This is a genomic window from Methylosinus sp. KRF6 (assembly GCF_018887255.1).
Lineage (GTDB): Bacteria > Pseudomonadota > Alphaproteobacteria > Rhizobiales > Beijerinckiaceae > Methylosinus > Methylosinus sporium.
The window spans coordinates 2,000,765-2,019,111 of record NZ_JAHLJF010000001.1 but is presented as its reverse complement, the minus strand read 5'-3'; the positions used below and the strand labels follow the sequence as shown (position 1 = coordinate 2,019,111).

24 protein-coding genes are annotated in these 18,347 nt (G+C 66.1%); 16 read left to right on the top strand and 8 right to left on the bottom strand.

What is annotated here, in order from left to right:
* The first annotated feature begins 46 nt into the window (after window positions 1–46).
* The 7 genes from KP010_RS09745 to KP010_RS09715 are packed head-to-tail and all read left to right on the top strand — an operon-like array spanning window position 47 to window position 5,663.
* On the top strand, window positions 47–322 hold the full coding sequence (locus KP010_RS09745; protein WP_108917152.1) for an acyl carrier protein: 276 nt from the start codon (window positions 47–49) through the stop codon (window positions 320–322).
* A 1-nt stretch (window position 323) separates the two neighbouring features.
* Window positions 324–1,568, top strand: coding sequence for a beta-ketoacyl synthase (locus KP010_RS09740; RefSeq protein WP_108917120.1), 1,245 nt, complete (start codon window positions 324–326; stop codon window positions 1,566–1,568).
* Entirely contained in the window at window positions 1,569–1,976 is a 408-nt protein-coding gene (locus KP010_RS09735; protein WP_142863232.1) for a hypothetical protein, read from the top strand.
* Window positions 1,973–2,392 (top strand): MaoC family dehydratase, encoded by a 420-nt coding sequence (locus KP010_RS09730; protein WP_108917122.1) that lies wholly within the window; start codon window positions 1,973–1,975, stop codon window positions 2,390–2,392. The genes KP010_RS09735 and KP010_RS09730 overlap by 4 nt, the downstream gene beginning before the upstream one ends.
* Window positions 2,389–3,186 (top strand): SDR family oxidoreductase, encoded by a 798-nt coding sequence (locus KP010_RS09725; protein ID WP_142863233.1) that lies wholly within the window; start codon window positions 2,389–2,391, stop codon window positions 3,184–3,186. The genes KP010_RS09730 and KP010_RS09725 overlap by 4 nt, the downstream gene beginning before the upstream one ends.
* Window positions 3,183–4,364, top strand: a complete 1,182-nt coding sequence (locus KP010_RS09720; RefSeq protein ID WP_142863234.1) for a glycosyltransferase — start codon at window positions 3,183–3,185, stop codon at window positions 4,362–4,364. Before KP010_RS09725 ends, KP010_RS09720 begins: the two co-directional genes overlap by 4 nt.
* A gap of 6 nt (window positions 4,365–4,370) precedes the next feature.
* A complete protein-coding gene (locus KP010_RS09715; RefSeq protein WP_174800234.1) occupies window positions 4,371–5,663 on the top strand; it encodes a glycosyltransferase family 2 protein in 1,293 nt (430 codons plus the stop codon).
* Between the two features lie 123 nt (window positions 5,664–5,786).
* Here the strand turns inward: KP010_RS09715 and KP010_RS09710 are convergent, their stop codons facing one another.
* Complete coding sequence (locus KP010_RS09710) at window positions 5,787–6,392, bottom strand: YqgE/AlgH family protein (RefSeq protein ID WP_108917154.1); 606 nt, start codon at window positions 6,390–6,392, stop codon at window positions 5,787–5,789.
* Window positions 6,393–6,602: 210 nt separating this feature from the next.
* On the opposite strand from KP010_RS09710, the gene KP010_RS09705 reads away from it, so the two are divergent.
* A complete protein-coding gene (locus KP010_RS09705; protein WP_142863235.1) occupies window positions 6,603–7,403 on the top strand; it encodes a protein-disulfide reductase DsbD domain-containing protein in 801 nt (266 codons plus the stop codon).
* 115 nt (window positions 7,404–7,518) lie between these two features.
* On the opposite strand, the gene rnhA is transcribed toward KP010_RS09705, so the two are convergent.
* The 3 genes from rnhA to ispH are packed head-to-tail and all read right to left on the bottom strand — an operon-like array spanning window position 7,519 to window position 9,935.
* Entirely contained in the window at window positions 7,519–7,968 is a 450-nt protein-coding gene (rnhA, locus tag KP010_RS09700; protein ID WP_108917126.1) for a ribonuclease HI, read from the bottom strand.
* A complete protein-coding gene (gene thrB, locus KP010_RS09695) occupies window positions 7,965–8,930 on the bottom strand; it encodes a homoserine kinase (protein WP_142863236.1) in 966 nt (321 codons plus the stop codon). Before thrB ends, rnhA begins: the two co-directional genes overlap by 4 nt.
* A 33-nt stretch (window positions 8,931–8,963) precedes the next feature.
* Window positions 8,964–9,935: a 4-hydroxy-3-methylbut-2-enyl diphosphate reductase gene (ispH, locus tag KP010_RS09690; RefSeq protein WP_142863237.1), complete on the bottom strand. Its 972-nt coding sequence runs from the start codon at window positions 9,933–9,935 to the stop codon at window positions 8,964–8,966.
* A gap of 60 nt (window positions 9,936–9,995) precedes the next feature.
* Between ispH and KP010_RS09685 the strand changes: the two genes are divergently transcribed.
* The gene (locus tag KP010_RS09685; protein WP_185966510.1) at window positions 9,996–10,814 is read left to right on the top strand and encodes a DUF937 domain-containing protein; all 819 of its coding nucleotides are present in this window, start codon (window positions 9,996–9,998) and stop codon (window positions 10,812–10,814) included.
* Window positions 10,815–10,816: 2 nt separating this feature from the next.
* Here the strand turns inward: KP010_RS09685 and KP010_RS09680 are convergent, their stop codons facing one another.
* A complete protein-coding gene (locus KP010_RS09680; protein WP_018266747.1) occupies window positions 10,817–10,984 on the bottom strand; it encodes a Flp family type IVb pilin in 168 nt (55 codons plus the stop codon).
* A 310-nt stretch (window positions 10,985–11,294) separates the two neighbouring features.
* On the opposite strand from KP010_RS09680, the gene KP010_RS09675 reads away from it, so the two are divergent.
* Window positions 11,295–12,668 (top strand): glutamate--cysteine ligase, encoded by a 1,374-nt coding sequence (locus KP010_RS09675; protein WP_142863239.1) that lies wholly within the window; start codon window positions 11,295–11,297, stop codon window positions 12,666–12,668.
* A 37-nt stretch (window positions 12,669–12,705) separates the two neighbouring features.
* Here the strand turns inward: KP010_RS09675 and KP010_RS09670 are convergent, their stop codons facing one another.
* Window positions 12,706–13,014 carry a hypothetical protein gene (locus tag KP010_RS09670; RefSeq protein WP_142863240.1) on the bottom strand — a complete coding sequence of 103 codons (309 nt, stop codon included), beginning with the start codon at window positions 13,012–13,014 and terminating at the stop codon, window positions 12,706–12,708.
* 194 nt (window positions 13,015–13,208) lie between these two features.
* On the bottom strand, window positions 13,209–13,952 hold the full coding sequence (locus KP010_RS09665; RefSeq protein WP_142863241.1) for a 16S rRNA (uracil(1498)-N(3))-methyltransferase: 744 nt from the start codon (window positions 13,950–13,952) through the stop codon (window positions 13,209–13,211).
* Between the two features lie 176 nt (window positions 13,953–14,128).
* On the opposite strand from KP010_RS09665, the gene KP010_RS09660 reads away from it, so the two are divergent.
* The 4 genes from KP010_RS09660 (at window position 14,129) to dcd (ending at window position 16,466) form a co-directional block, all read left to right on the top strand.
* The gene (locus KP010_RS09660) at window positions 14,129–14,545 is read left to right on the top strand and encodes a hypothetical protein (protein ID WP_142863242.1); all 417 of its coding nucleotides are present in this window, start codon (window positions 14,129–14,131) and stop codon (window positions 14,543–14,545) included.
* Window positions 14,542–15,486 carry a 4-hydroxybenzoate octaprenyltransferase gene (ubiA, locus tag KP010_RS09655; RefSeq protein WP_142863243.1) on the top strand — a complete coding sequence of 315 codons (945 nt, stop codon included), beginning with the start codon at window positions 14,542–14,544 and terminating at the stop codon, window positions 15,484–15,486. Before KP010_RS09660 ends, ubiA begins: the two co-directional genes overlap by 4 nt.
* 159 nt (window positions 15,487–15,645) lie before the next feature.
* Window positions 15,646–15,909, top strand: a complete 264-nt coding sequence (locus KP010_RS09650) for a hypothetical protein (RefSeq protein ID WP_142863244.1) — start codon at window positions 15,646–15,648, stop codon at window positions 15,907–15,909.
* Window positions 15,906–16,466, top strand: coding sequence for a dCTP deaminase (dcd, locus tag KP010_RS09645; RefSeq protein ID WP_216280810.1), 561 nt, complete (start codon window positions 15,906–15,908; stop codon window positions 16,464–16,466). The genes KP010_RS09650 and dcd overlap by 4 nt, the downstream gene beginning before the upstream one ends.
* Window positions 16,467–16,487: 21 nt before the next feature.
* Here the strand turns inward: dcd and KP010_RS09640 are convergent, their stop codons facing one another.
* Complete coding sequence (locus KP010_RS09640; protein ID WP_142863246.1) at window positions 16,488–17,018, bottom strand: DUF6101 family protein; 531 nt, start codon at window positions 17,016–17,018, stop codon at window positions 16,488–16,490.
* A gap of 240 nt (window positions 17,019–17,258) precedes the next feature.
* Here KP010_RS09640 and KP010_RS09635 point away from each other — a divergent pair, with 240 nt between their 5' ends.
* Both KP010_RS09635 and KP010_RS09630 read left to right on the top strand, forming a co-directional pair.
* Window positions 17,259–18,092, top strand: coding sequence for a 3'(2'),5'-bisphosphate nucleotidase CysQ (locus tag KP010_RS09635; RefSeq protein WP_108917136.1), 834 nt, complete (start codon window positions 17,259–17,261; stop codon window positions 18,090–18,092).
* Window positions 18,089–18,337: a DUF4170 domain-containing protein gene (locus tag KP010_RS09630; RefSeq protein WP_108917137.1), complete on the top strand. Its 249-nt coding sequence runs from the start codon at window positions 18,089–18,091 to the stop codon at window positions 18,335–18,337. The genes KP010_RS09635 and KP010_RS09630 overlap by 4 nt, the downstream gene beginning before the upstream one ends.
* Window positions 18,338–18,347 lie beyond the last annotated feature (10 nt).

Sequence of the window (18,347 nt, the reverse complement as noted above, 5' to 3'; positions counted from 1 at the left end):
CGGGGGGCGGCCCGACTGGCTGATTGGACCCTGAACGGAGGTGGACGTGGCTGAAGATCCGCAGGATAAGGCCAAGCTCGTCGAAGAGATCGTCGAGGTCATCGCCAAGGAAGGCATGATCGACCGGACCAAGGTCACGCCCGATGCGACGATCGAGAGCCTCGGCCTCAAATCCGTCGATATCGTCATGATCCTCACCGCCCTCGAGGAAAAATTCAACGTCTATATCCCGATGGACGGCGCATTGCAGGACGCCAAGAATGTCGAGGGCCTCATCGACGCCATCGCGGAATATGTGCTGAAAGAGCGAGAGAACCAATAATATGGCCGCTTCGTCCGCAGGCGTCGGCGAGCGTCGGGTCGTTATTTCGGGAATGGGGACGGTCTCGGCGGCCGGCGTCGGAACCGCGGCGCTGTGGACGGCGGCCAGAGACGGAGTGTCGCAAGTCCGTCCCCTGGTGACCGAATATCCTTATGACGGCCGCATAAAAATCGCCGCGCAGGTTCCGGATTTCGACCCGTCGAAATATCTCGAGAAGGCGCTTCTGACCTTCTGCGATCCGTTCACGCAATTCACGCTGGTCGCCTCCGACGAAGCCGTCGCCCAGGCCGGCTTCGCGCGCGAGGAGCTCTCCGGCCCGCGCGTCGGCGTCATCATCGGCTCCGGCATCGGCGGGATGACGACGATCGACCATGGCTTGCGCCATTACTATCAGGAGCGCATCCGCCCCGATCCGTTCAGCGTGCCGCGCCTCATTCCGAGCGCCGCGCCGACGACGCTCGGAATGCGCTATTCGGCCCATGGCCCCACATTCGCGCTCGGCAGCGCCTGCTCCTCGGCGAGCCAGGCGGTGGGGCTCGCCGCGCAGATGATCCGCTTCGGCCTCATGGACCGCGCCATCGTCGGCGGGGCCGAGGCCTGCGTCATCAACGGCACCATTCGCGCCTGGGAAGGGCTGCGCGTGATGACGCCGGATTTCTGCCGTCCCTTCTCCACCGGCCGCAACGGCATGACGCTCGGCGAAGGCGCCGCGGTCTTCGTGCTGGAGACGCTGGAATCGGCGCAAAAGCGCGGCCATGCGCCGCTCTGCGAGCTCGCCGGCTATGGCACGACGAGCGACGCCAAGGATTTCGTGCGCCCCGACATTGAGGGAATGACCGGCGCGATGGAGGCCGCCCTCGCCGACGCCGGCCTCGGCCCGGAGGCGATCGACTATCTCAACGCCCATGGCACAGCGACCCATGCGAACGACATCACCGAGGCGGCCGCCATCGGCCGCGTGTTCGGCGAGCGCGCGGGACGTCTGCCGGTCTCCTCGACCAAGCCGATCCACGGCCATGCGCTGGGCGCCAGTGCGGGCCTCGAGCTCGCCCTGACGATCCGCGCTCTGCAGGAGCAGATCGCGCCGCCGACGATCAATTTCCTCGATTTCGATCCGCGCTGCCCGATCGACGCCGTGCCCAATGAGGCGCGCCGCGTCGAGATTCGCACAGCCATGTCAAATTCCTTCGCCTTCGGCGGGATCAACGCCGTGCTGATCGTGCGCGCGCTCGCGGGGGAGGCCTAGATGGCCGGCGCGCCCGAGAGCGGCGAGACGCGGATCGGCCCGCTGCCCGTCTGCGCGGATGAAGAGCGCGTGACACGCTATCGCCGCGAGATCGGATTCCCCGATACGCTGGAGAAGATCGTGCCCGTCGCTTTTCCGGCGGTGTGGATGGCGGCGCCCGAGATCGACTCGGCGATCCGCGCGCGTCTCGGCGACGCCGATGTCGTTCCCGTGCACGAGTCGCAGAGCTTCCATTATTTCGCGCCGCTGCGCGTCGACGAGAGCTATGCCTTGACCGTCTCCGTCCGCCAGGAGGCGGAGCCGCCGCGTCTTTCCGTCAACGCCAGCGTCACGACGATCGGCGGCGAGCCGCGCCTGCACGCCGAGACGCTTTTGCGCATCGTGCCGCGCCCCGCGTGCCTCGCGTGAGCGGCGCGCGCCTGCCCGCGATCGGCGAACGAACGCCCGACTGGCGGATCGGCCCCTTCGACGCCGCCGCGCTCCAAGCCTATGCGGCGGCCTCCGGCGACGCCAATCCGCTGCATCTCGACGATGATCTCGCCCACGCCATCGGCTTCCCCGCGCCGCCCGTCCATGGCATGAAGCTTCTCGCGGCCTTCGAGCCGCTGCTCTGCGCCTGGCGGCGCGATTTGTTTCTGGCGCGGCTCTCCGCCAAATTCGTGCAGCCGGTGCTGCGCGGCGAAGAGGTCACATTGTCGGGCCGCGTGCTGCGATCATCCCCCGAGGAGGGCGTTTTCTTGCGACTTCTGGCCTATGGCGCGACACGCGCGCCGGCGCTCGTCGGCGAGGCGCTGATGACGGCGCCGCGAAAGTTCCGCCCGTGAAGCGCGGGGCGAGACGCATTCTCGTCACCGGCGCGTCGAGCGGCATCGGCCGCGCGCTGGCGCTGCGCTATGCGCAGGAGGGGCGCAACCTCGCCCTCTTCGGCCGCGACGCCGCGCGGCTGGAGGCGGTCGCGGCCGACTGCCGCGCCAAGGGCGCCGAGGCGGAGGTCACGATCGCTGATGTGCGCGATCGGCCCGGCATGGCGGCGCGCATCGCCGAGGCGGACGCGCGCGACCCGCTCGATCTCGTCATCGCCAACGCCGGAATCTCCACCGGCCTTTCGCCGGGCCAGATCGCCGAGGACCCGGAGGCCGTGCGCGGCACGCTGTCCATCAATGTGCTCGGCGTGTTCAACACGGTGGAGCCGGCCATAGAGGCGATGACGGCGCGCAAACGCGGGCAGATCGCCGTCGTCGGCTCCATGGCGGGGCTGCGCGGCCTGCCCTATTCGCCGGCCTATTGCGCCAGCAAGGCGGCGGTTCATCTCTATGCCGATTCGCTGCGCGGCGCCCTCGCCCCGCATGGCGTGCATGTGAGCCTGATCGTCCCCGGCTTCGTGGCGACGCCGATGACCGACAAGCTGCGCGCGTGGCAGGCCGGAAAGGTGAGCGACGAGAAGGCGGCAGAGATCATCATGCGCGGCCTCGACAAGCGCGCCGCGGTGATCGCCTTTCCGCTCTTCGTCTATTATGCGATGAAGCTGTTTGCGATGCTGCCGCCCCGCGCCGTCGATTCGGCCATGCGGCTCTTCGAAGTGGCTGTGCCTCAGACCCACGAACGGGAGACGCCGTGATCGACAGCATCCTGTATTCGCTCGTCGTTCTGTCGGCTGTATTCTGGGCCTGCTCCGCCTTGCTGCTGCTCCTCTCGGTGACGGCGGCGCTCATTCATCCCTGGCTCGTCGCCATGCGCGGGAGCAGCCGGGAGCAGCCGCCCGTCTCCCTGGTCCTGCCGGTGAAAATGCTGGACCAGGGCTTCGAGCGCGCTCAAGAATCCGCTCTCGCGCAGACTTATCCACAATTGGAGGCGCTGGCCTCGGCGACGGAGACGGAGTCGCCCGCCATTGCGGCGATGCGCGACATTTTCGCGCGCCATCCACAGATCGAGTCGCGCATTCTCCACTCCACGGCGCGTTTCGCCGCGAGTCCCAAGGTCGACAATCTCTTCGCGCCCTTCAACGCGGCGCGCAACGATGTGATCTTCATGAAGGACTCCAACATCGTGCTGGAGCCGGACGACCTTTCCGAGACGATGCGCCATTTGAAGCCCGGCGTCGGCATGGTCTGCGCGATCCCCTATGCCGCGCGGCCGGAGAATTTCGGCGCCCTCGTCGAGGCGGCGATCATGAACGGGCCGCATCAGCGCATGTTGTTCGCCGCCTCCGCGCTCGGCGGCGGCTTCGGCGTCGGCAAGATCATGCTGTTTCGCCGCAGCGACTTTTTGCGCGCCGGCGGCTTCGCCGCGATCGCCCATACGGTCGGTGAGGACAACGCCACCGCCAAGGCGCTCGGCCGCATCAGGCTCCGCACCGTCTTCTCGCATCGGCTGGTGCGCCAGGAATTGGGCGAGCGCGATCTCCGCGACGTCTACAATCGGCAATTGCGCTGGAGCGTGGTGCGCCGCGACGACGAGATTCTCTCCTTCCTGGCGGAGCCCTTCTGCCAGGCGCTGCCCGCCTTCGCGGCGGCGGCGATCGGCTCCCCGCTCGTCGGCGTCGCCCCCACGACGGCCTTGACCGTCACTTTTTGTTTGTGGCTAAGCTCGGAGACGCTGCTTTCCTTCGCCAAGGGATGGAAAGTAACCTGGGCGGCGCCGGCGATTTTCCTGGCGCGCGAGGCGTTGATGTTCGCCGTGTGGCTGCACGCCTGGACGGCCACCAAGGTCGTCTGGGCCAAGACGACGATCGACACGCGCTCCTGCGGCGAGACGGCCGCCGAAATGGAGCCGCAGGTCGCGAAGGAAGAAGGATAAAACCGCTTGATCCTCGCTCTTCTGCAATTTCTCGTCGATAGCGTCTGGCTCGCCGCGGCGCTGATCATGATTTCGATCGGCGCGGGCTTCGTCGCCATCATCGCCCGCTTCCTCTTCGATCAATTGCGCGGCGCACGCGATCCCGAGGCCGTCGCTTTGCCCGAGGATGAGCTGCCGCATGTGCTGCTGCAAATCCCCGTCTTCAACGAAGCCGAGGTGACGGAGCAGGCGCTGCGCTGCGTCGCCGAGCTCGATTGGCCCAGGGACCGGCTGCATATTCAGCTGCTCGACGATTCGACCGACGAGACGCCGCAGCGCGCCGAGGCCGTGGCGATCGAATTGCGCGCCAAGGGCGTCGACATTCATCATGTGCGCCGCGCCGATCGCTCCGGCTTCAAGGCCGGCGCCTGCGCCGAGGGGCTGAAGCTCTTCGACGCGCCCTATATCGCCATGCTGGACGCCGATTTCCGCCCGCCGGCCGATTGGCTGCGCCGCACCGTGCCGCTGCTGGTGAAGGACGATCGCGCCGGCTTCGTGCAATCGCGCTGCGAATTCTCCAATTATCGCAAGAATTGGCTGACGCGGGCGCAAGGTCTCGTGCAGGACGGCCATTTCCTCGTCGAGCAGCGCACGCGCGCCCTCGCCGGCTGGCTGTTCCAATTCAACGGAACCGGCGGCATCTGGCGCCGCCAGACGATCGAGGCGGTCGGCGGCTGGTCCGATTACTCGCTGTGCGAGGATTTGGACCTCACCGTGCGCGCGGCGCTCGGCGGATGGCACGGCATCTTCGTCTCCGAGCCGCCCATTCCCGGCCAGGTGCCGGAGGGGCTGCGCGACTATCGCCGCCAGCAGCGCCGCTGGTCCAACGGCTTCGTGCAAGTGGCGCAGAAGACCGTTCTGCCGCTGTGGAACGCGCCCTGGTCATTGACCCGCCGCGTCGCCGCCATCGTGCTGATCGTGCATCAGATATTCTTCCCGACGGCGGCGATCGGCCTCATCTGCCTGCTGCTCGGCGTGATCCTGCGCGGCTCTCTGGCGCCCTATCTGCCGGTGCTGGAGTTCATCTTCCTCGAGACGCTGGTCGTCGTGCTCGGCTTCACGCTTCTGCCTTATCTGGCGCTGAAGCGCGGCTCGCTGAACGATTATGTGAAGACGATGGTCTCGGTGCCGCCGCTGATGATCTATCTCGCCTTCTCCAATGGCGCAAAGATTTTACAGACGATGCGCGGCCGCAAATCCACATTCAAGCGCACGCCGAAGACGGAAGTGGGCGCGGCGACGATTCAAGAGGCGGAGTGAGATGGAGCGAGTAGCGCGAGTAGCGAGTAGCGAGTAGAATATCTTACTATTCGCTATTCGCTATTCGCTATTCACTATTCGCTATTCGCTATTCACTATTCGCTATTCACTATTCGCTAAATTTCACGCATGTCCCGCGGCGGACGACAGCCGCGCCAGATCGATGCCGATGAGGCGCAGGGCGCGCGCGTATTTCGACTCGAGATCGGTGTCGAACAAGATGGACGGATCGGCCGGGCAGTTGAGCCAGCCATTGTGCTGAATCTCGTTCTCGAGCTGGCCGGGGTCCCAGCCGGCGTAGCCCAACGCCAGCAGCGCTCGATCGGGCCCCTCGCCGGCGGCGATGGCGCGCAGAATGTCGATGGTGGCGGTCAAGGACACGCCGTCGTCGATCGGCAGCGTCGAATTGTCGATGAAGAAATCCGAGGAATGCAGCACGAAGCCGCGGTCGGTCTGCACCGGCCCGCCTTGCAGCACTTGAATGGTCTCGGTCTCCTTGGGCAGGCTGATGCGCTCCTGCGGCGCGATGATCTGCAACTGCACCAGAAGATCGGGGAAATTGCGGACCTGCGAGGGCTGGTTGACGACAATGCCCATGGCGCCGTCTTCCGAATGGGCGCAGAGATAGACGACCGAGCGGGCGAAGCGCTGATCGACCATGCCGGGCATCGCCACCAGCATCTGCCCGTCGAGATAGCGCCTGCCGGAGGATTTGGAGCCCGCGCCCATCTCGGGGCCCGCCTCGGGGCGGATGATCGGGGCGGAAGAGCCGGCGACGCGCGACCCCGCCGACCGCCGGGCTGCGCGGACGGCCGCTCTCTCGAGGCCTTGTTTCTTGCCGACCGGGCTCATAGGGTCATACTACGCGCGGCGCCGACGCATAACAAGCGCCGTTCTACGTAGCGAAAACCGGCGCGGGGCGCGCCCCGAGGACTCCTGATGCCCATTCGAAATTCCACAGCGGCGGCGCTCGCCCTCGCTCTTCTCGCCGCGCCCGCGGCCGCGCAGGACCAGGACTTCGCATCGCCCGTCGCCCGCGGCGCCCATTCGGGCGCGCGCCTCCTCTCGGCCGGCGCGCCCGATGGCGGCGTCTATCGCCTCGGCCTCGAGATCACGCTCGATCCGGGGACCGTCACCTATTGGCGCAGTCCCGGCGACGCCGGCGCGCCGCCCGTTCTCGATTTCTCGGGGTCGGAGAATGTCGCCGCCGTGGAGACGCTCTATCCCGCGCCCAAACATATCGCCGAGGCCGGCATGACGGTCGCCGGCTATGACGAGAGCCTGATCTTCCCATTGCGGGTGACGCCCGGGAAGGCGGGCGAGCGCGTGGTGGTGAAGCTCGCGCTGGATTACGCCGCCTGCGCGCAAATCTGCCTGCCGGTCAAAGCGAAGCTCTCCCTCGCTCCGCCGACAACGGGCTCCTCCCCCTTCACGGAGACATTGGCGGCGGCCGATAATTTGGTTCCGCGCCGGATCGCCGCGAGCGAGGCCGGGAAATTCGTCGCGGTCGCGCGCGCCGGCGCCGGCGCCGGCGCATGGACGCTGCGCTATCTCGGGCCGGGGAAAGCGGCGGATGTCTTCATCGAGGCGCCGGAGCCCTTCATCATCGACAGCGTCGCCGATGGAGAGGGCGGCTTCGCGCTGAAGCTCGGCGAAGGAAAGCTGGAGGGCGCCATCGCCGCCCGCGCGACGGTCCGAACGGAAAAAGGCGGAGTGGAGCTGCCGCTGACGCTGGACTGAGCCTCGCGCAAAAAATTAGGGGCGCAGCCTCTGCTGCGCCCCTGAGTAGAAGAAGAGCTCTGCCCGAATTGATTTGGTATTTAGAGTCTCATTCGGCAAGGGGCGCCGGCCGCATTCAGCGCGCTTTCGACTGAAAGGGCGCCATGCCTTTGCGGGCGAGCGCGTCGGCGCGCTCGTTCATCTCGTCGCCGGCATGGCCGCGCACCCAATGCCAGGCGACAGCGTGACGCTCGGCGGCGGCGTCGAGCCGCGTCCAGAGGTCCATGTTTTTCACTGGCTTGCGGTCCGCCGTCTTCCAGCCGCGCGCCTTCCAGCCCTTCAGCCAGGAGGTGATGCCGTCGCGCACATATTGGGAATCGGTGTGGAGATCGACATGGCAGGGCCGCGTCAGCGCCTCCAGCGCCTCGATCGCGGCGGTGAGCTCCATGCGATTATTGGTGGTCCCCGTCTCGCCGCCGCAAATCTCCTTCTCGCGCTCGCCGAAGCGCAATATGGCCCCCCAGCCGCCCGGGCCGGGATTGCCGGAGCAGGCTCCATCCGTCCAAATGGCGACGCGTCCGCTCATGCGCGCAGACCATAGTCGCGCGCGGAGCGTATGGTCCTGTGGAAACGCAGGCGCGCGAGATATTCGCGCGGGTCCTTGGGCCGCACCAGCGCGCCTCGAGGCACATTCAGCCAATCGACGAAGCGCGTCAGCAGAAAGCGCAGCGCCGCGCCGCGCGCGAGCAGCGGAAAGGCGTCCGCCTCCGCCGCCGTCAGCGGCCGCGCGCGCGCGTAAGACTCCAGCAGCGCGGCGCCCTTTTCGGCGTCATAGCTTCCGGCGGCGTCGAAGCACCAGGCGTTGAGGCAGATGGCGAGATCATAGGCCAGCGAATCGACGCAGGCGAAATAGAAATCGATGAGGCCGGAGACGCGATCGCCGAGGAAGAACACATTGTCCGGGAAGAGATCGGCGTGGATGACGCCCTCCGGCAGGCCGCTGGGCCAATCGCGCTCGAGCGTCTCCAGCTCCGCGGCGACGATCGCGCCCAAATCCTCCGCCACCTCGCCCGCCCTCGCGGCGAAAGGCGCATAGAGCGGCCGCCAGCCGCCGACCGACAAAGCGTTGGCGCGGCGCAGCGGGAAATCGGCGCCGGCGAGATGCAATTGCGCCAGCGCCTCGCCGAGCCGCGCGCAATGGGCGGGCTCTGGATGATGGACGGAATAGCCGTCGAGAAAGGTGACGATCGCCGCCGGCCGCCCGGCGAGCCGCCCGAGCGCCGCGCCAGCGCGGTCGCGCACCGGCTGCGGGCAGCCGAGGCCTTTGGCGGAGAGATGCTCCATCAGCCCCAGGAAAAAGGGCAGATCGGCCTCGGCGACGCGCTTCTCATAGAGGGTGAGGATGAAGCTGCCGGCGCTCGTATGCAGATAATAATTGGAGTTCTCGACCCCTTCGGCGATGCCCTTGCAGGACAAGAGCGCGCCGAGGTCATAGCCTGCGAGAAAGGCGATCAGCTCCTCGTCGTCGACATCTGTGTAGACGGCCATGAGTTCCGCGCGGTTGGAGAAAAGCGAGGCGCGTCAGGCGAGCGCGCGCAGCTCCTTGGGGAGCGGGAAGGCGACGTCTTCCAGCGCGGCGGACACGGTCTCGACGGAAATCTCATAGCGCTCGGCGAAAGCCTCCATGATCTCCTCGACCAGCACCTCCGGCGCCGAGGCCCCGGCGCTGATGCCGAGCGAAGCAATGCCGGCGAACATGCTCCAATCGATCTCGCTGCGGCCCTGGACCAGCTGCGCCGGCGCGCCGGACCGCTCCGCCACCTCGCGCAGGCGCTGCGAATTGGAGGAATTGGGCGAGCCGACGACGAGCACCGCATCGACCTGCGGGGCCACTTGCTTCACCGCCGCCTGGCGATTGGTGGTCGCATAGCAGATGTCCTCCTTATGGGGACCGACGATCTGCGGGAAGCGCCGCGTCAGCGCGCTGACGATCTCCTGCGAATCGTCGAGCGACAGAGTGGTCTGCGTCACATAGGCGAGATCGGCCACATCCTCGAGCCGCAGCTCTTCGACCGCCTGGACCGATTCGACCAGCACCACCGCGCCCGGCGGCAGCTGGCCCATGGTGCCGACCACTTCCGGGTGGCCGGAATGGCCGACGAGCAGCACTTTGCGTCCGCGCTTGTGATGAATCTCCGCCTCGCGATGCACCTTCGTCACCAGCGGGCAGGTGGCGTCGATCGCCAGAAGATAGCGCGCGGCGGCCTCGGCGGAAACAGATTTGGCGACGCCATGGGCGGAGAAAATCACCGGCGCCGTCGTGTCCGGCACCTCCTCCAGCTCCTCGACGAAGATCGCGCCTTTTGCCTTCAGCGCCTCGACCACATAGCGATTATGGACGATCTCGTGCCGCACATAGACGGGCGGGCCGAATTTGGCGAGCGCCCGCTCCACCGCGTCGATCGCCCGCACGACGCCGGCGCAAAACCCCCGCGGCGAGCACAGAAGAATCTTCAACGGCGGCTTCGGCGACGGGCGGTGCTGAATATTCATCCTCTAGCGCCTCTTGATCGAAAGGGGGCGGCCGAAGCGCGCCGCGCTGTGATGTCCCGCATGGGGATAGCTGTCAAGCCGAGCGCCCGCTCCCTCGCCGCCTGCCCGAAAATCTGCTACACAGCCATCGACGAAGACTGGCCCGCGCCGATGCCGGAGTGTCTCGCGGCCCATCTCGCGGTCTATGAGGGGACGGGGGCGAATATGTCGAATATCGTCGATATAATACAGTCCGCTCAAGGCGGCCAGATCATCGAAAATCTCTCGGACCGCTTCGGTCTCGCGTCCTGGCAGACGCGCGCCGCCGTCGATTCGCTGCTGCCGGCGCTGGTCGCGGCGCTGAGCAAGGCCGCCGAGCAGCCCGATTCGCTGCGCCCCCTCCTCGACGCCGCCAATGACGCCGCCCATCGCGCCGCTTTCGAGAATGCCGAGGAGGCCCATTCGCAGGCCAGCCTCGACGGCGGCGACGCCATTGTCGCGCATCTCTTCGGCTCGGCCGCAGCCGCCGGCGAGGTCTCGCAATTGGCGGCCCGCGAGAGCGGCCTGCGCGCCGACGTGCTGCAACGCCTGCTGCCGGTTCTCGTCTCGATCGCCGCCGGCGGGCTCGGCTCGACGCTGGAGCGCCAAGGCGTCGCCGCCGTCTTGGATCAGCCGACGGAGCCGCCGGCGCCGGCGCCGAAGGGCGGCTGGCTGGCCGGGCTATTTGCGAGCTTGTTCGGGACCAAGCCGGCGCCGCAGCCGCGGACGGCCCCGCCGGCCGATGCGCTCCAAGAGGCGCTGGATCATATCCGCAAGACGCTCACGGCCCCGGCCGACGCCGAGCGGCGGCCCGATCTCGACGAATTGCTGGGACGAATTTTCACCTCGGCGAGAGGCTGACCTCAGGTCAGATTATTGGCGACGGGGAGATAATAGGCGGCCGAGAGCTTGGTGCCGATGATGCGCGTCGCCGCCAGGATCACGATCGAGAGGAAGAAGCCGATCATCGCATATTCGAGGGTCGTCGCTCCGCTCTCGTCCGCCAGAAATCGGCGCAGGCAATTCGGCATGGATCAAATTCCTCGAGCGGTCTGGCCGAGTGGCGGGCGTCGCGCCTCATAGGACGAAAACGCGGCCTTCTCGGTAACAGAAACATAAGCTTAATTCGTCTCGAAAGCGTTAAGCCAGCCGCCGCCCCGGCGCCGCGCGCGGCGGGGCGGTCTTGCGCGCCGGCGGCTTTTCCGCCAATGCAGCAGCCGGAACGCATATTGCTTCGGCGCCGAGCCGGAAGCGCTGTCGTTCGCGCCCGCCCTTTCGCGCTCGCCGGAAGGGAAGTCGACCTATATGGACCGCTGCGCCGGTCCTCACTGAAAGTTGCTGATGGCTCGCGACGTAAACGATACGACGCCGATCACGTCGCGCAATGCGCTCGTGGAATGGTTCGAGGCCGGAATCAAGACGCCCGACGATCTCAATGTCGGGACGGAACATGAGAAAATCCCGTTTTTCGGCGAGAGCCGCGCGCCTGTGCCCTATACGTCGCCGGCCGGCGGCATAAAGGATTTGCTCGAAGGATTGGGCGCGGCGCTCGGCTGGGAGCCGATCACCGATCGCGAGGCGATCATCGGCCTCTACGACCCGCATGGCCTAGGGGCCGTTTCGCTGGAGCCGGGCGGCCAATTCGAGCTCTCCGGCGCGCCTTTGCCCACGGTCCATGGCGTGAAGGACGAGCTCGACGCTCATTTCGCGGCGCTGGAGCCGGTGGCGCGCCGTTTCGGAATCTCCTTTCTCGATCTCGGCGCGAGCCCCAAATGGCGGCGCGCCGAGACGCCCGCAATGCCCAAGCAGCGCTACGGGATCATGGCCGCCTATATGCCGAAGGTCGGCGCGCTCGGCCTCGACATGATGTTCCGCACAGCGACCATCCAGGTCAATCTCGACTACACCTCCGAGAAGGACATGGTCGACAAGCTGCGCGTCGGCCTGGCGCTGCAGCCGATCGTCACCGCGCTCTTCGCCAATTCGCCCTTCATCGACGGCGAGCCGACCGGCTTTTTGTCGCAGCGCTCGCAGATCTGGCGCGACACCGACGCCGACCGCACCGGAATGCTGCCCTTCGCCTTCGAGCCCGGCATGGGCTTCGAGCGCTATGTGGATTATGCGCTCGACGTGCCGCTCTATTTCGTCAAGCGCGGCGAGGTCTATCACAATGTCGCCGGCGCGAGCTTCCGCGATCTATTGGACGGCAAGCTCGCCGCTCTGCCGGGCGAGCGCGCGACAATGTCGGACTGGGCCAATCATTTGGGCGCCATTTTCCCGGAGGCGCGGCTCAAGCGCTATCTCGAAATGCGCGGCGCCGACGGCGGGCCGCGCTCGCATATGACGGCTCTGCCGGCGCTCTTCGTCGGGCTCTTCTATGATCGCGCGGCGCTGGACGGGGCGCTGGCGCTGATCGAGGGCTGGAGCGCCGAGGAGCGGGAGACGCTGCGCGCCGATGTTCCGCGCCTCGCGCTGGCGGCGCGCATCAAAGGCCGCAGCGCGCTCGAGATCGCCCGCGACATGTTGGCGCTGGCGCGCGCCGGTCTCGCCCGTCGGGGAAAACGGGATGCGCAGGGGCGCGACGAGACGATCTATCTCGCCCCGCTAGAGGAGATCGCCGAGAGCGGCCGCACGCTCGCAGAGCGCCGGCTCGAGGCCTATCACGGAAAATGGGGCCGTTCGGTCGAGCCGGCCTTCATGGATTGCCTGCTGTAACAGGAGCGACGCCCCACGCCTCTATGCGCGCGGGCGCTCAGCGCGCGTAGAGGCCCGCGGCTCCCGGCGCGCGCACATAGGAATGGCCGATCGGCCGCATTCCATCCTGCGACCCGACCGGGCCGCCGAGCCCCCCGGCGCGCACATGGCCGCCGAGACGCACGCAATTGTCGGAGCCGGCGACCGGGACGAACCCCTCGCCGAAACGGGCGCAGTGTCCGTTGGGGGGAATTGCGCCGGTCGTCTGCGCCTGCGTCGCCGGCGCGCCGATGGCGGCGCAAAGGCAGAGGCAGGCGACAATCCAGCGGACGTCGAGCCCGCGAGCTTCGGCGGTGAAAACGGTCATTCGCAGATCAGCCTCGAAAATGTCTCGCATCGCAACAACCGAATGGGCGATTTGCGCCGCGCTTCGATGTTGCCGCCCGATGTTTACCAACTCGTTACTTCGCACGCTTCGACGCGAGAGGTCACGCGACGGCGACCACTTAGGTCCAATAAGGTCGAATAATCGTGGCAGCATCGTGTCACTAAACGAGTCCGTCAACGCCAATCTCCGAGAACCGCCTGAACCATGGCGAGCGCCGCGACGGCGGCGGTGTCGGCGCGCAATATGCGTGGGCCGAGCGCGAGGCGCGTGGCGAGCGGGGCGACGAGAATCATCTTCCGTTCCTCGGGATCGAAGCCCCCCTCCGGGCCGACCAGAACGTCGACGCCCCTATGCGCCGGCGCCGCGCGCAGAGCGGCGATCGGATCGGCGAGCTCGGCGTCCTCGTCGCAGAAGACCAGCAGCCGTTCCGCCTCCCGCGCGGCGAGATAGGCATCGAGAGAGCGCTCCTCGACCACCTCCGGCAGGCTCAGCACGCCGCATTGCTCGGCCGCCTCCGCCACATTGGCGGAAAGGCGCTCCAGATTGACGCGGCGCGCCTGGGTGCGGCGGGTGATGATCGGCGCGAGCCGCGAAACGCCCATTTCGGTGGCCTTTTGGGCCATATAGTCGAGACGCGCATGTTTGAGCGGCGCGAAGCAATAATGAAGATCGGCGCTCGCCGTCTGCGCGCGCAATCGTTCCTCGACGACGAGAATCGCTTTGCGCTTCGCCACTTCCGCGAGGCGCGCGCGCCATTCGCCGTCGCGGCTGTTGAATAGCAAGATCGTGTCGCCCTCGCGCAGGCGCAGCACATTCAACAGATAATTGAGGCGGTCGGCGTCCGGAATGATACGCGCGCCGGCCTCGAGGGGCGCCTCGACGAACAGCCTCTGCGCGGAGAAATCATAACGTGACACGAGCTTTCCCGGAGCGTGAGAGGCAGGCCGCCATCAAGCCGCCGCTTTATCCGCGAAACTGCCGGATGCTTGCAAGTGGCGCAAGTCTCTTGCTAAGACCGCTTAAACCATAAAAGGGGAACGCCGCCATGAGGGCAAGGAGCGGTATCGCGCGGAACGCGCGGGCGATTGCAGGCATGATCGCAGGCGCGCCGATATTGGGAATTCTTCTCGCGACAGCGGGAGCGTCGGCCGCTCTGGCCCAGTCCTGCCAGGAGGATTTTCAGAAGCTCTCGCAGCGGCGCATGTCCCAGATCCAGACGCTCAACAATATCGGCAAAGCGTCCAAGGGCAAGATGGACCCGATCGCGGCCTGCCCGGTGGCGCGCAAGCTCGTCTCCATAGAGACCGAGATGGCCGCCTATATCGATAAGAACAAGGAATGGTGCAACATTCCCGACGCTATGGTCGACGGTTTCAAGCAGGCGCGCGGCAAGACGCAGACTTTCGCCGCCCAGGCCTGCGCGGTCGCCGCCAAGGCGAAGAAAATGCAGGAAGAAGCGGCCGCCGGCATCGGCCCGCAGGCGCAGAAGCTGCCCGCCGGCCCGCTGTGAGCGCGGCGGAACGGCCTCAGGACGAGCCGCGGCTGCCCGACGCCGTCGCCGACCATCCGCTCTGGCGCCTCGCGCCGGACCCGCTCCGTCCCTATGTGCAGCTCGCCCGCCTCGATCGGCCGATCGGCTGGTGGCTGCTGCTGCTGCCCTGCTGGCAGGGGAGCGCGCTCGCCGCCGCGGCGCTCGGGACGCCGCCGAATGTCTGGCATTTGCTGCTCTTCTTCATCGGCGCGGTCTCCATGCGCGGCGCCGGCTCCACCTATAACGACATCGTCGACCGCAAGATCGACGCGAAGGTGGAGCGCACGCGGCTGCGTCCGCTCGCCAGCGGCCGCGTCTCCTTGCGCGCGGCGATCGCCTTTCTCGTGGCGCAATGCCTCGTCGGGCTCGGCGTTCTTCTGTCCTTCAACGGCTTCACCATCGCGCTCGGCTTCGCCTCGCCGCTGATCGTGCTGATCTATCCTTTCGCCAAGCGCGTCACCTCCTGGCCGCAGGCGGTGCTGGGGCTGGCTTTCGCCTATGGCGCGCTGCTCGGCTGGACGGCGCTGACCGGCGGGCTCGGCCTGCCGGCCGTCCTCCTCTACGCCTCGGCGATTTTGTGGACGATCGGCTTCGACACGATCTATGCGCTGCAGGACAAGCGCGACGACGCCATTGCGGGCGTGCGCTCGACAGCGCTGCTGTTCGGCGCGCGCGTGCGGCTCGCGGTCGGCGCGCTCTATCTCGGCTCCGTCGTCTTCGCGGAACTGGCCCTGCTGTCCGCCGATGTCGGCGGCTTCGCGCAGCTCGGCCTCGCCGCCTATGCGGCGCATTTTTGCTGGCAGGTCTATCGGACCAGCGAATCCGCCGCGCCGGAGACGGCGCTCATGCTGTTCCGCTCCAATCGCGACGCCGGCCTGCTGCTCTTCGCCGGGCTCGCGGCGCAGAGCCTATCGGGCTGACCGATACAGAACCTCGACCAGACCACGGTTTTGTGCGGGACAAACGCTTATGTTCGCTGTATGTTCTTATCCGGACAGCGCCGAGTCGCGCATTCCACGAGCGCGGCGTGCTACCTAACGGGTGAGAACGAGATTTAGAATCGGCTTCAGGAGATGCCTATGATGAAACTCCGTGTCGATAAAATAGGCGATGGCCTGCATCATAGCGAAGTTGTCGTCACAATTCATGGAAACGACGGAGATGAAAGTCTGGTGATAGACAAACGCTCGCTCAAGAACGGATATGTGAGCGTGGGTTATCCCATTCGATTCGAAGGTAATTCGTATCTCGTCGAACTCCCGAGAGAAACGTCGGCGGGCAATTGGCGAATCTGGGTCGACAAAAACCAGCTGGTGGCGGGACCTGAAAGAGAAATCGCGTGATTTTGACCGATCGAGAAATTCGTACAGCGATCAAGAAAGGCGTGATCGTCATCGAACCACCGCCTGCCGAGAACGCTTACAGCTCGACGAGCGTCGATCTTACTCTCGATCACGAGCTGACGGTTTTTCGGGATGATGTTTCTGATAGTGGAATAGAAATGATTCTCGACCCGACGATGCGGAAGGTCGATACCGAAAGAGCGCTCGAAGCGATCACGACAAAAGTCGAAATCCCGCAAGACGGATATGTTCTTCATAGAAACAAACTCATCCTGGCCTACACAAAAGAATATGTCGACCTGCGAATTGACACCAGATATGCCGCGCGCGTCGAAGGGAAAAGCTCTCTCGCTAGATATGGACTCTCTGTTCATATAACTGCGCCTACGATAGACGCCGGCTTCGATGGCCGTATCCGACTGGAAATTATAAATCATGGGCCCTTGTCGATTAAGCTTCGATCGGGGATGCCAATCTGCCAGCTAATTTTCGAACAAACCCTCGGAACGCCAGACAAAGGCTACAATGGGCAGTTTTCAGGACAAAGCCCCATCTGACGATCGGTCGACGACGACGGCTCACTCATAGCAGACGATCTCGCGCTCGCCCTGGTGGACCGTCGCCATGCGCTCGCCCTCGCCTTCCTTGCGGCGCGCGCAGAAGCGCGGGCGGCGCTGGACGACGGACGTGTTCTTGCGGCGCGCGATGGCCTCACGCAGAGTGACGCCGCCGAGGCGCGGATCGATTGTCTCGAGCGCGCCGCCACGCGCGGCGAGGCGCGGCAGATCGAGATAGGACGCCCAATATTTCCAATCGGCCGAGATTGCGCCGCCGTCAGCCGTCTCGGTGAGGACGACGTCGAGATCGGGGTCCTGATGGGAGAGCGACAGCCGATAGGAGGCGCCGCCGTCCCGGCTCGGCTCGACGTCGAGAGCGACGCCGCGATAGGCCTGCACCGGCACGCTGATCATCATGGACACTCCGGCGAGACGCCGGGAAATCAGAATGTCGCGCCGGCCGACGCGCACCTGGCGCTGGCCGCCATCGGCGCGCCGATCGCGTTGGACGGCGAATTGAAGCTGCGTCTCCGCAATGCCGGTCTCGAACATGCGCCCGTTCCTTCGATCGTGATCTTGGCGTTTGGTCCCGCCTTTTCTGAGGGGCATGTTGGGCGACGGCTCGGCCAAAGCTCGCTAACAAGGCTGGTGAATCGCCCGTAAACCATTGCCTTTTCGACTGAATCTGGAGCATTGGGTTAGCATTGAGCAAACGAGATCGGCGAAATTCGCGGCAATTCGCCGAAAAGACCGCCTTGCGGGAGGGGCGCGGCTCGCTTAACGAAAGTCTCAATGGCCGACAATTCAAACGACTTGGCGCCGACCGAGCTGGCGGCTCGGCTGCCCCTGCTGGAAGCCGTCGCGCGGCGGGCGGGCGAAATCGCCATGGGCTTTTTCCGCCCCGGCGCGAGGACCAGCGCGGCCGTCTCCTATAAGGACGGCGGCTCGCCCGTGACCGAGGCGGATCTCGCCGTCGACCGCTTTCTACAGGAGGCGGCGTCGGCGCTGTTCCCGGACGCCGGCTGGCTCTCCGAGGAGACCGCGGACAATAAAGAACGCCTGCTGCGCCCACGGCTGCTCGTCGTCGACCCCATAGACGGAACGCAGGCCTTTCTGCGCGGCGACCTGCGCTGGGCGGTGTCGATCGCGCTGATCGAGGAGGGACGCCCGACGCTCGGCGTCATTCACGCCCCGGCTCTGGAATGGACCTTCGCCGCCGCCGCCGGCCATGGCGCGGCGCTCAATGGCGCGCCGATCCGCGTCTCCGAACGCGCCATTCTGGCGGGCGCGCGGCTGGAGGCGCCGCGCGGCCTTTCCGCCCGCTTCGCCGACTCCGAATATAAATTGGCGGTGCAGGATCGCACGCCCTCGCTGGCTCTGCGCGTCGCCGACGTCGCCGCCGGCCGCAATGATCTCACCATCGCCTCCGCGGATTCGAAAGACTGGGACATTGCCGCGGCCGATGTGATACTCACCGAGGCGGGCGGCGTCTTGTCCGAGCTCGAGGGGCTTCCTTTGCGCTATAATCGCCCGCAACTGCGGCGCGACATGCTGGTGGCGGCCCCGCAATCGATCTTTCCCGAGAGTCTCGCGCTGGCGCGGGCGGTTTCGAAGGGCGTGATATGAGCGAAACGACTACACAGGACGGCGGCGCGTCGCAGGCGCTTCATCTCGTTTTCGGAGGCGAGCTCGTCGACCTCCAGGGCGTCGCCTTCCGCGACCCGACGAAGCTCGACATCGTCGGCATCTACTCCGACAATGAAACCGCGCTCGCCGCCTGGAAGGCGAAAGCGCATGCCACGGTCGACAACGCTCATATGCGCTATTTTGTCGTGCAATTGCACAGCCTCCTCGATCCCGACCTGAAATGAGCCGATATCG

Coding starts and splice junctions, on each gene's coding strand:
- KP010_RS09740 (WP_108917120.1), top strand. CDS start 324: ATGGCCGCTTCGTCCGCAGGCGTCGGCGAGCGTCGGGTCGTTATTTCG.
- KP010_RS09735 (WP_142863232.1), top strand. CDS start 1,569: ATGGCCGGCGCGCCCGAGAGCGGCGAGACGCGGATCGGCCCGCTGCCC.
- KP010_RS09710 (WP_108917154.1), bottom strand. CDS start 6,392: ATGGGCGCGGGCTCCAAATCCTCCGGCAGGCGCTATCTCGACGGGCAG.
- KP010_RS09705 (WP_142863235.1), top strand. CDS start 6,603: ATGCCCATTCGAAATTCCACAGCGGCGGCGCTCGCCCTCGCTCTTCTC.
- rnhA (WP_108917126.1), bottom strand. CDS start 7,968: ATGAGCGGACGCGTCGCCATTTGGACGGATGGAGCCTGCTCCGGCAAT.
- thrB (WP_142863236.1), bottom strand. CDS start 8,930: ATGGCCGTCTACACAGATGTCGACGACGAGGAGCTGATCGCCTTTCTC.
- ispH (WP_142863237.1), bottom strand. CDS start 9,935: ATGAATATTCAGCACCGCCCGTCGCCGAAGCCGCCGTTGAAGATTCTT.
- KP010_RS09685 (WP_185966510.1), top strand. CDS start 9,996: ATGGGGATAGCTGTCAAGCCGAGCGCCCGCTCCCTCGCCGCCTGCCCG.
- KP010_RS09680 (WP_018266747.1), bottom strand. CDS start 10,984: ATGCCGAATTGCCTGCGCCGATTTCTGGCGGACGAGAGCGGAGCGACG.
- KP010_RS09675 (WP_142863239.1), top strand. CDS start 11,295: ATGGCTCGCGACGTAAACGATACGACGCCGATCACGTCGCGCAATGCG.
- KP010_RS09670 (WP_142863240.1), bottom strand. CDS start 13,014: ATGACCGTTTTCACCGCCGAAGCTCGCGGGCTCGACGTCCGCTGGATT.
- KP010_RS09660 (WP_142863242.1), top strand. CDS start 14,129: ATGATCGCAGGCGCGCCGATATTGGGAATTCTTCTCGCGACAGCGGGA.
- KP010_RS09650 (WP_142863244.1), top strand. CDS start 15,646: ATGATGAAACTCCGTGTCGATAAAATAGGCGATGGCCTGCATCATAGC.
- KP010_RS09640 (WP_142863246.1), bottom strand. CDS start 17,018: ATGTTCGAGACCGGCATTGCGGAGACGCAGCTTCAATTCGCCGTCCAA.
- KP010_RS09635 (WP_108917136.1), top strand. CDS start 17,259: ATGGCCGACAATTCAAACGACTTGGCGCCGACCGAGCTGGCGGCTCGG.
- KP010_RS09630 (WP_108917137.1), top strand. CDS start 18,089: ATGAGCGAAACGACTACACAGGACGGCGGCGCGTCGCAGGCGCTTCAT.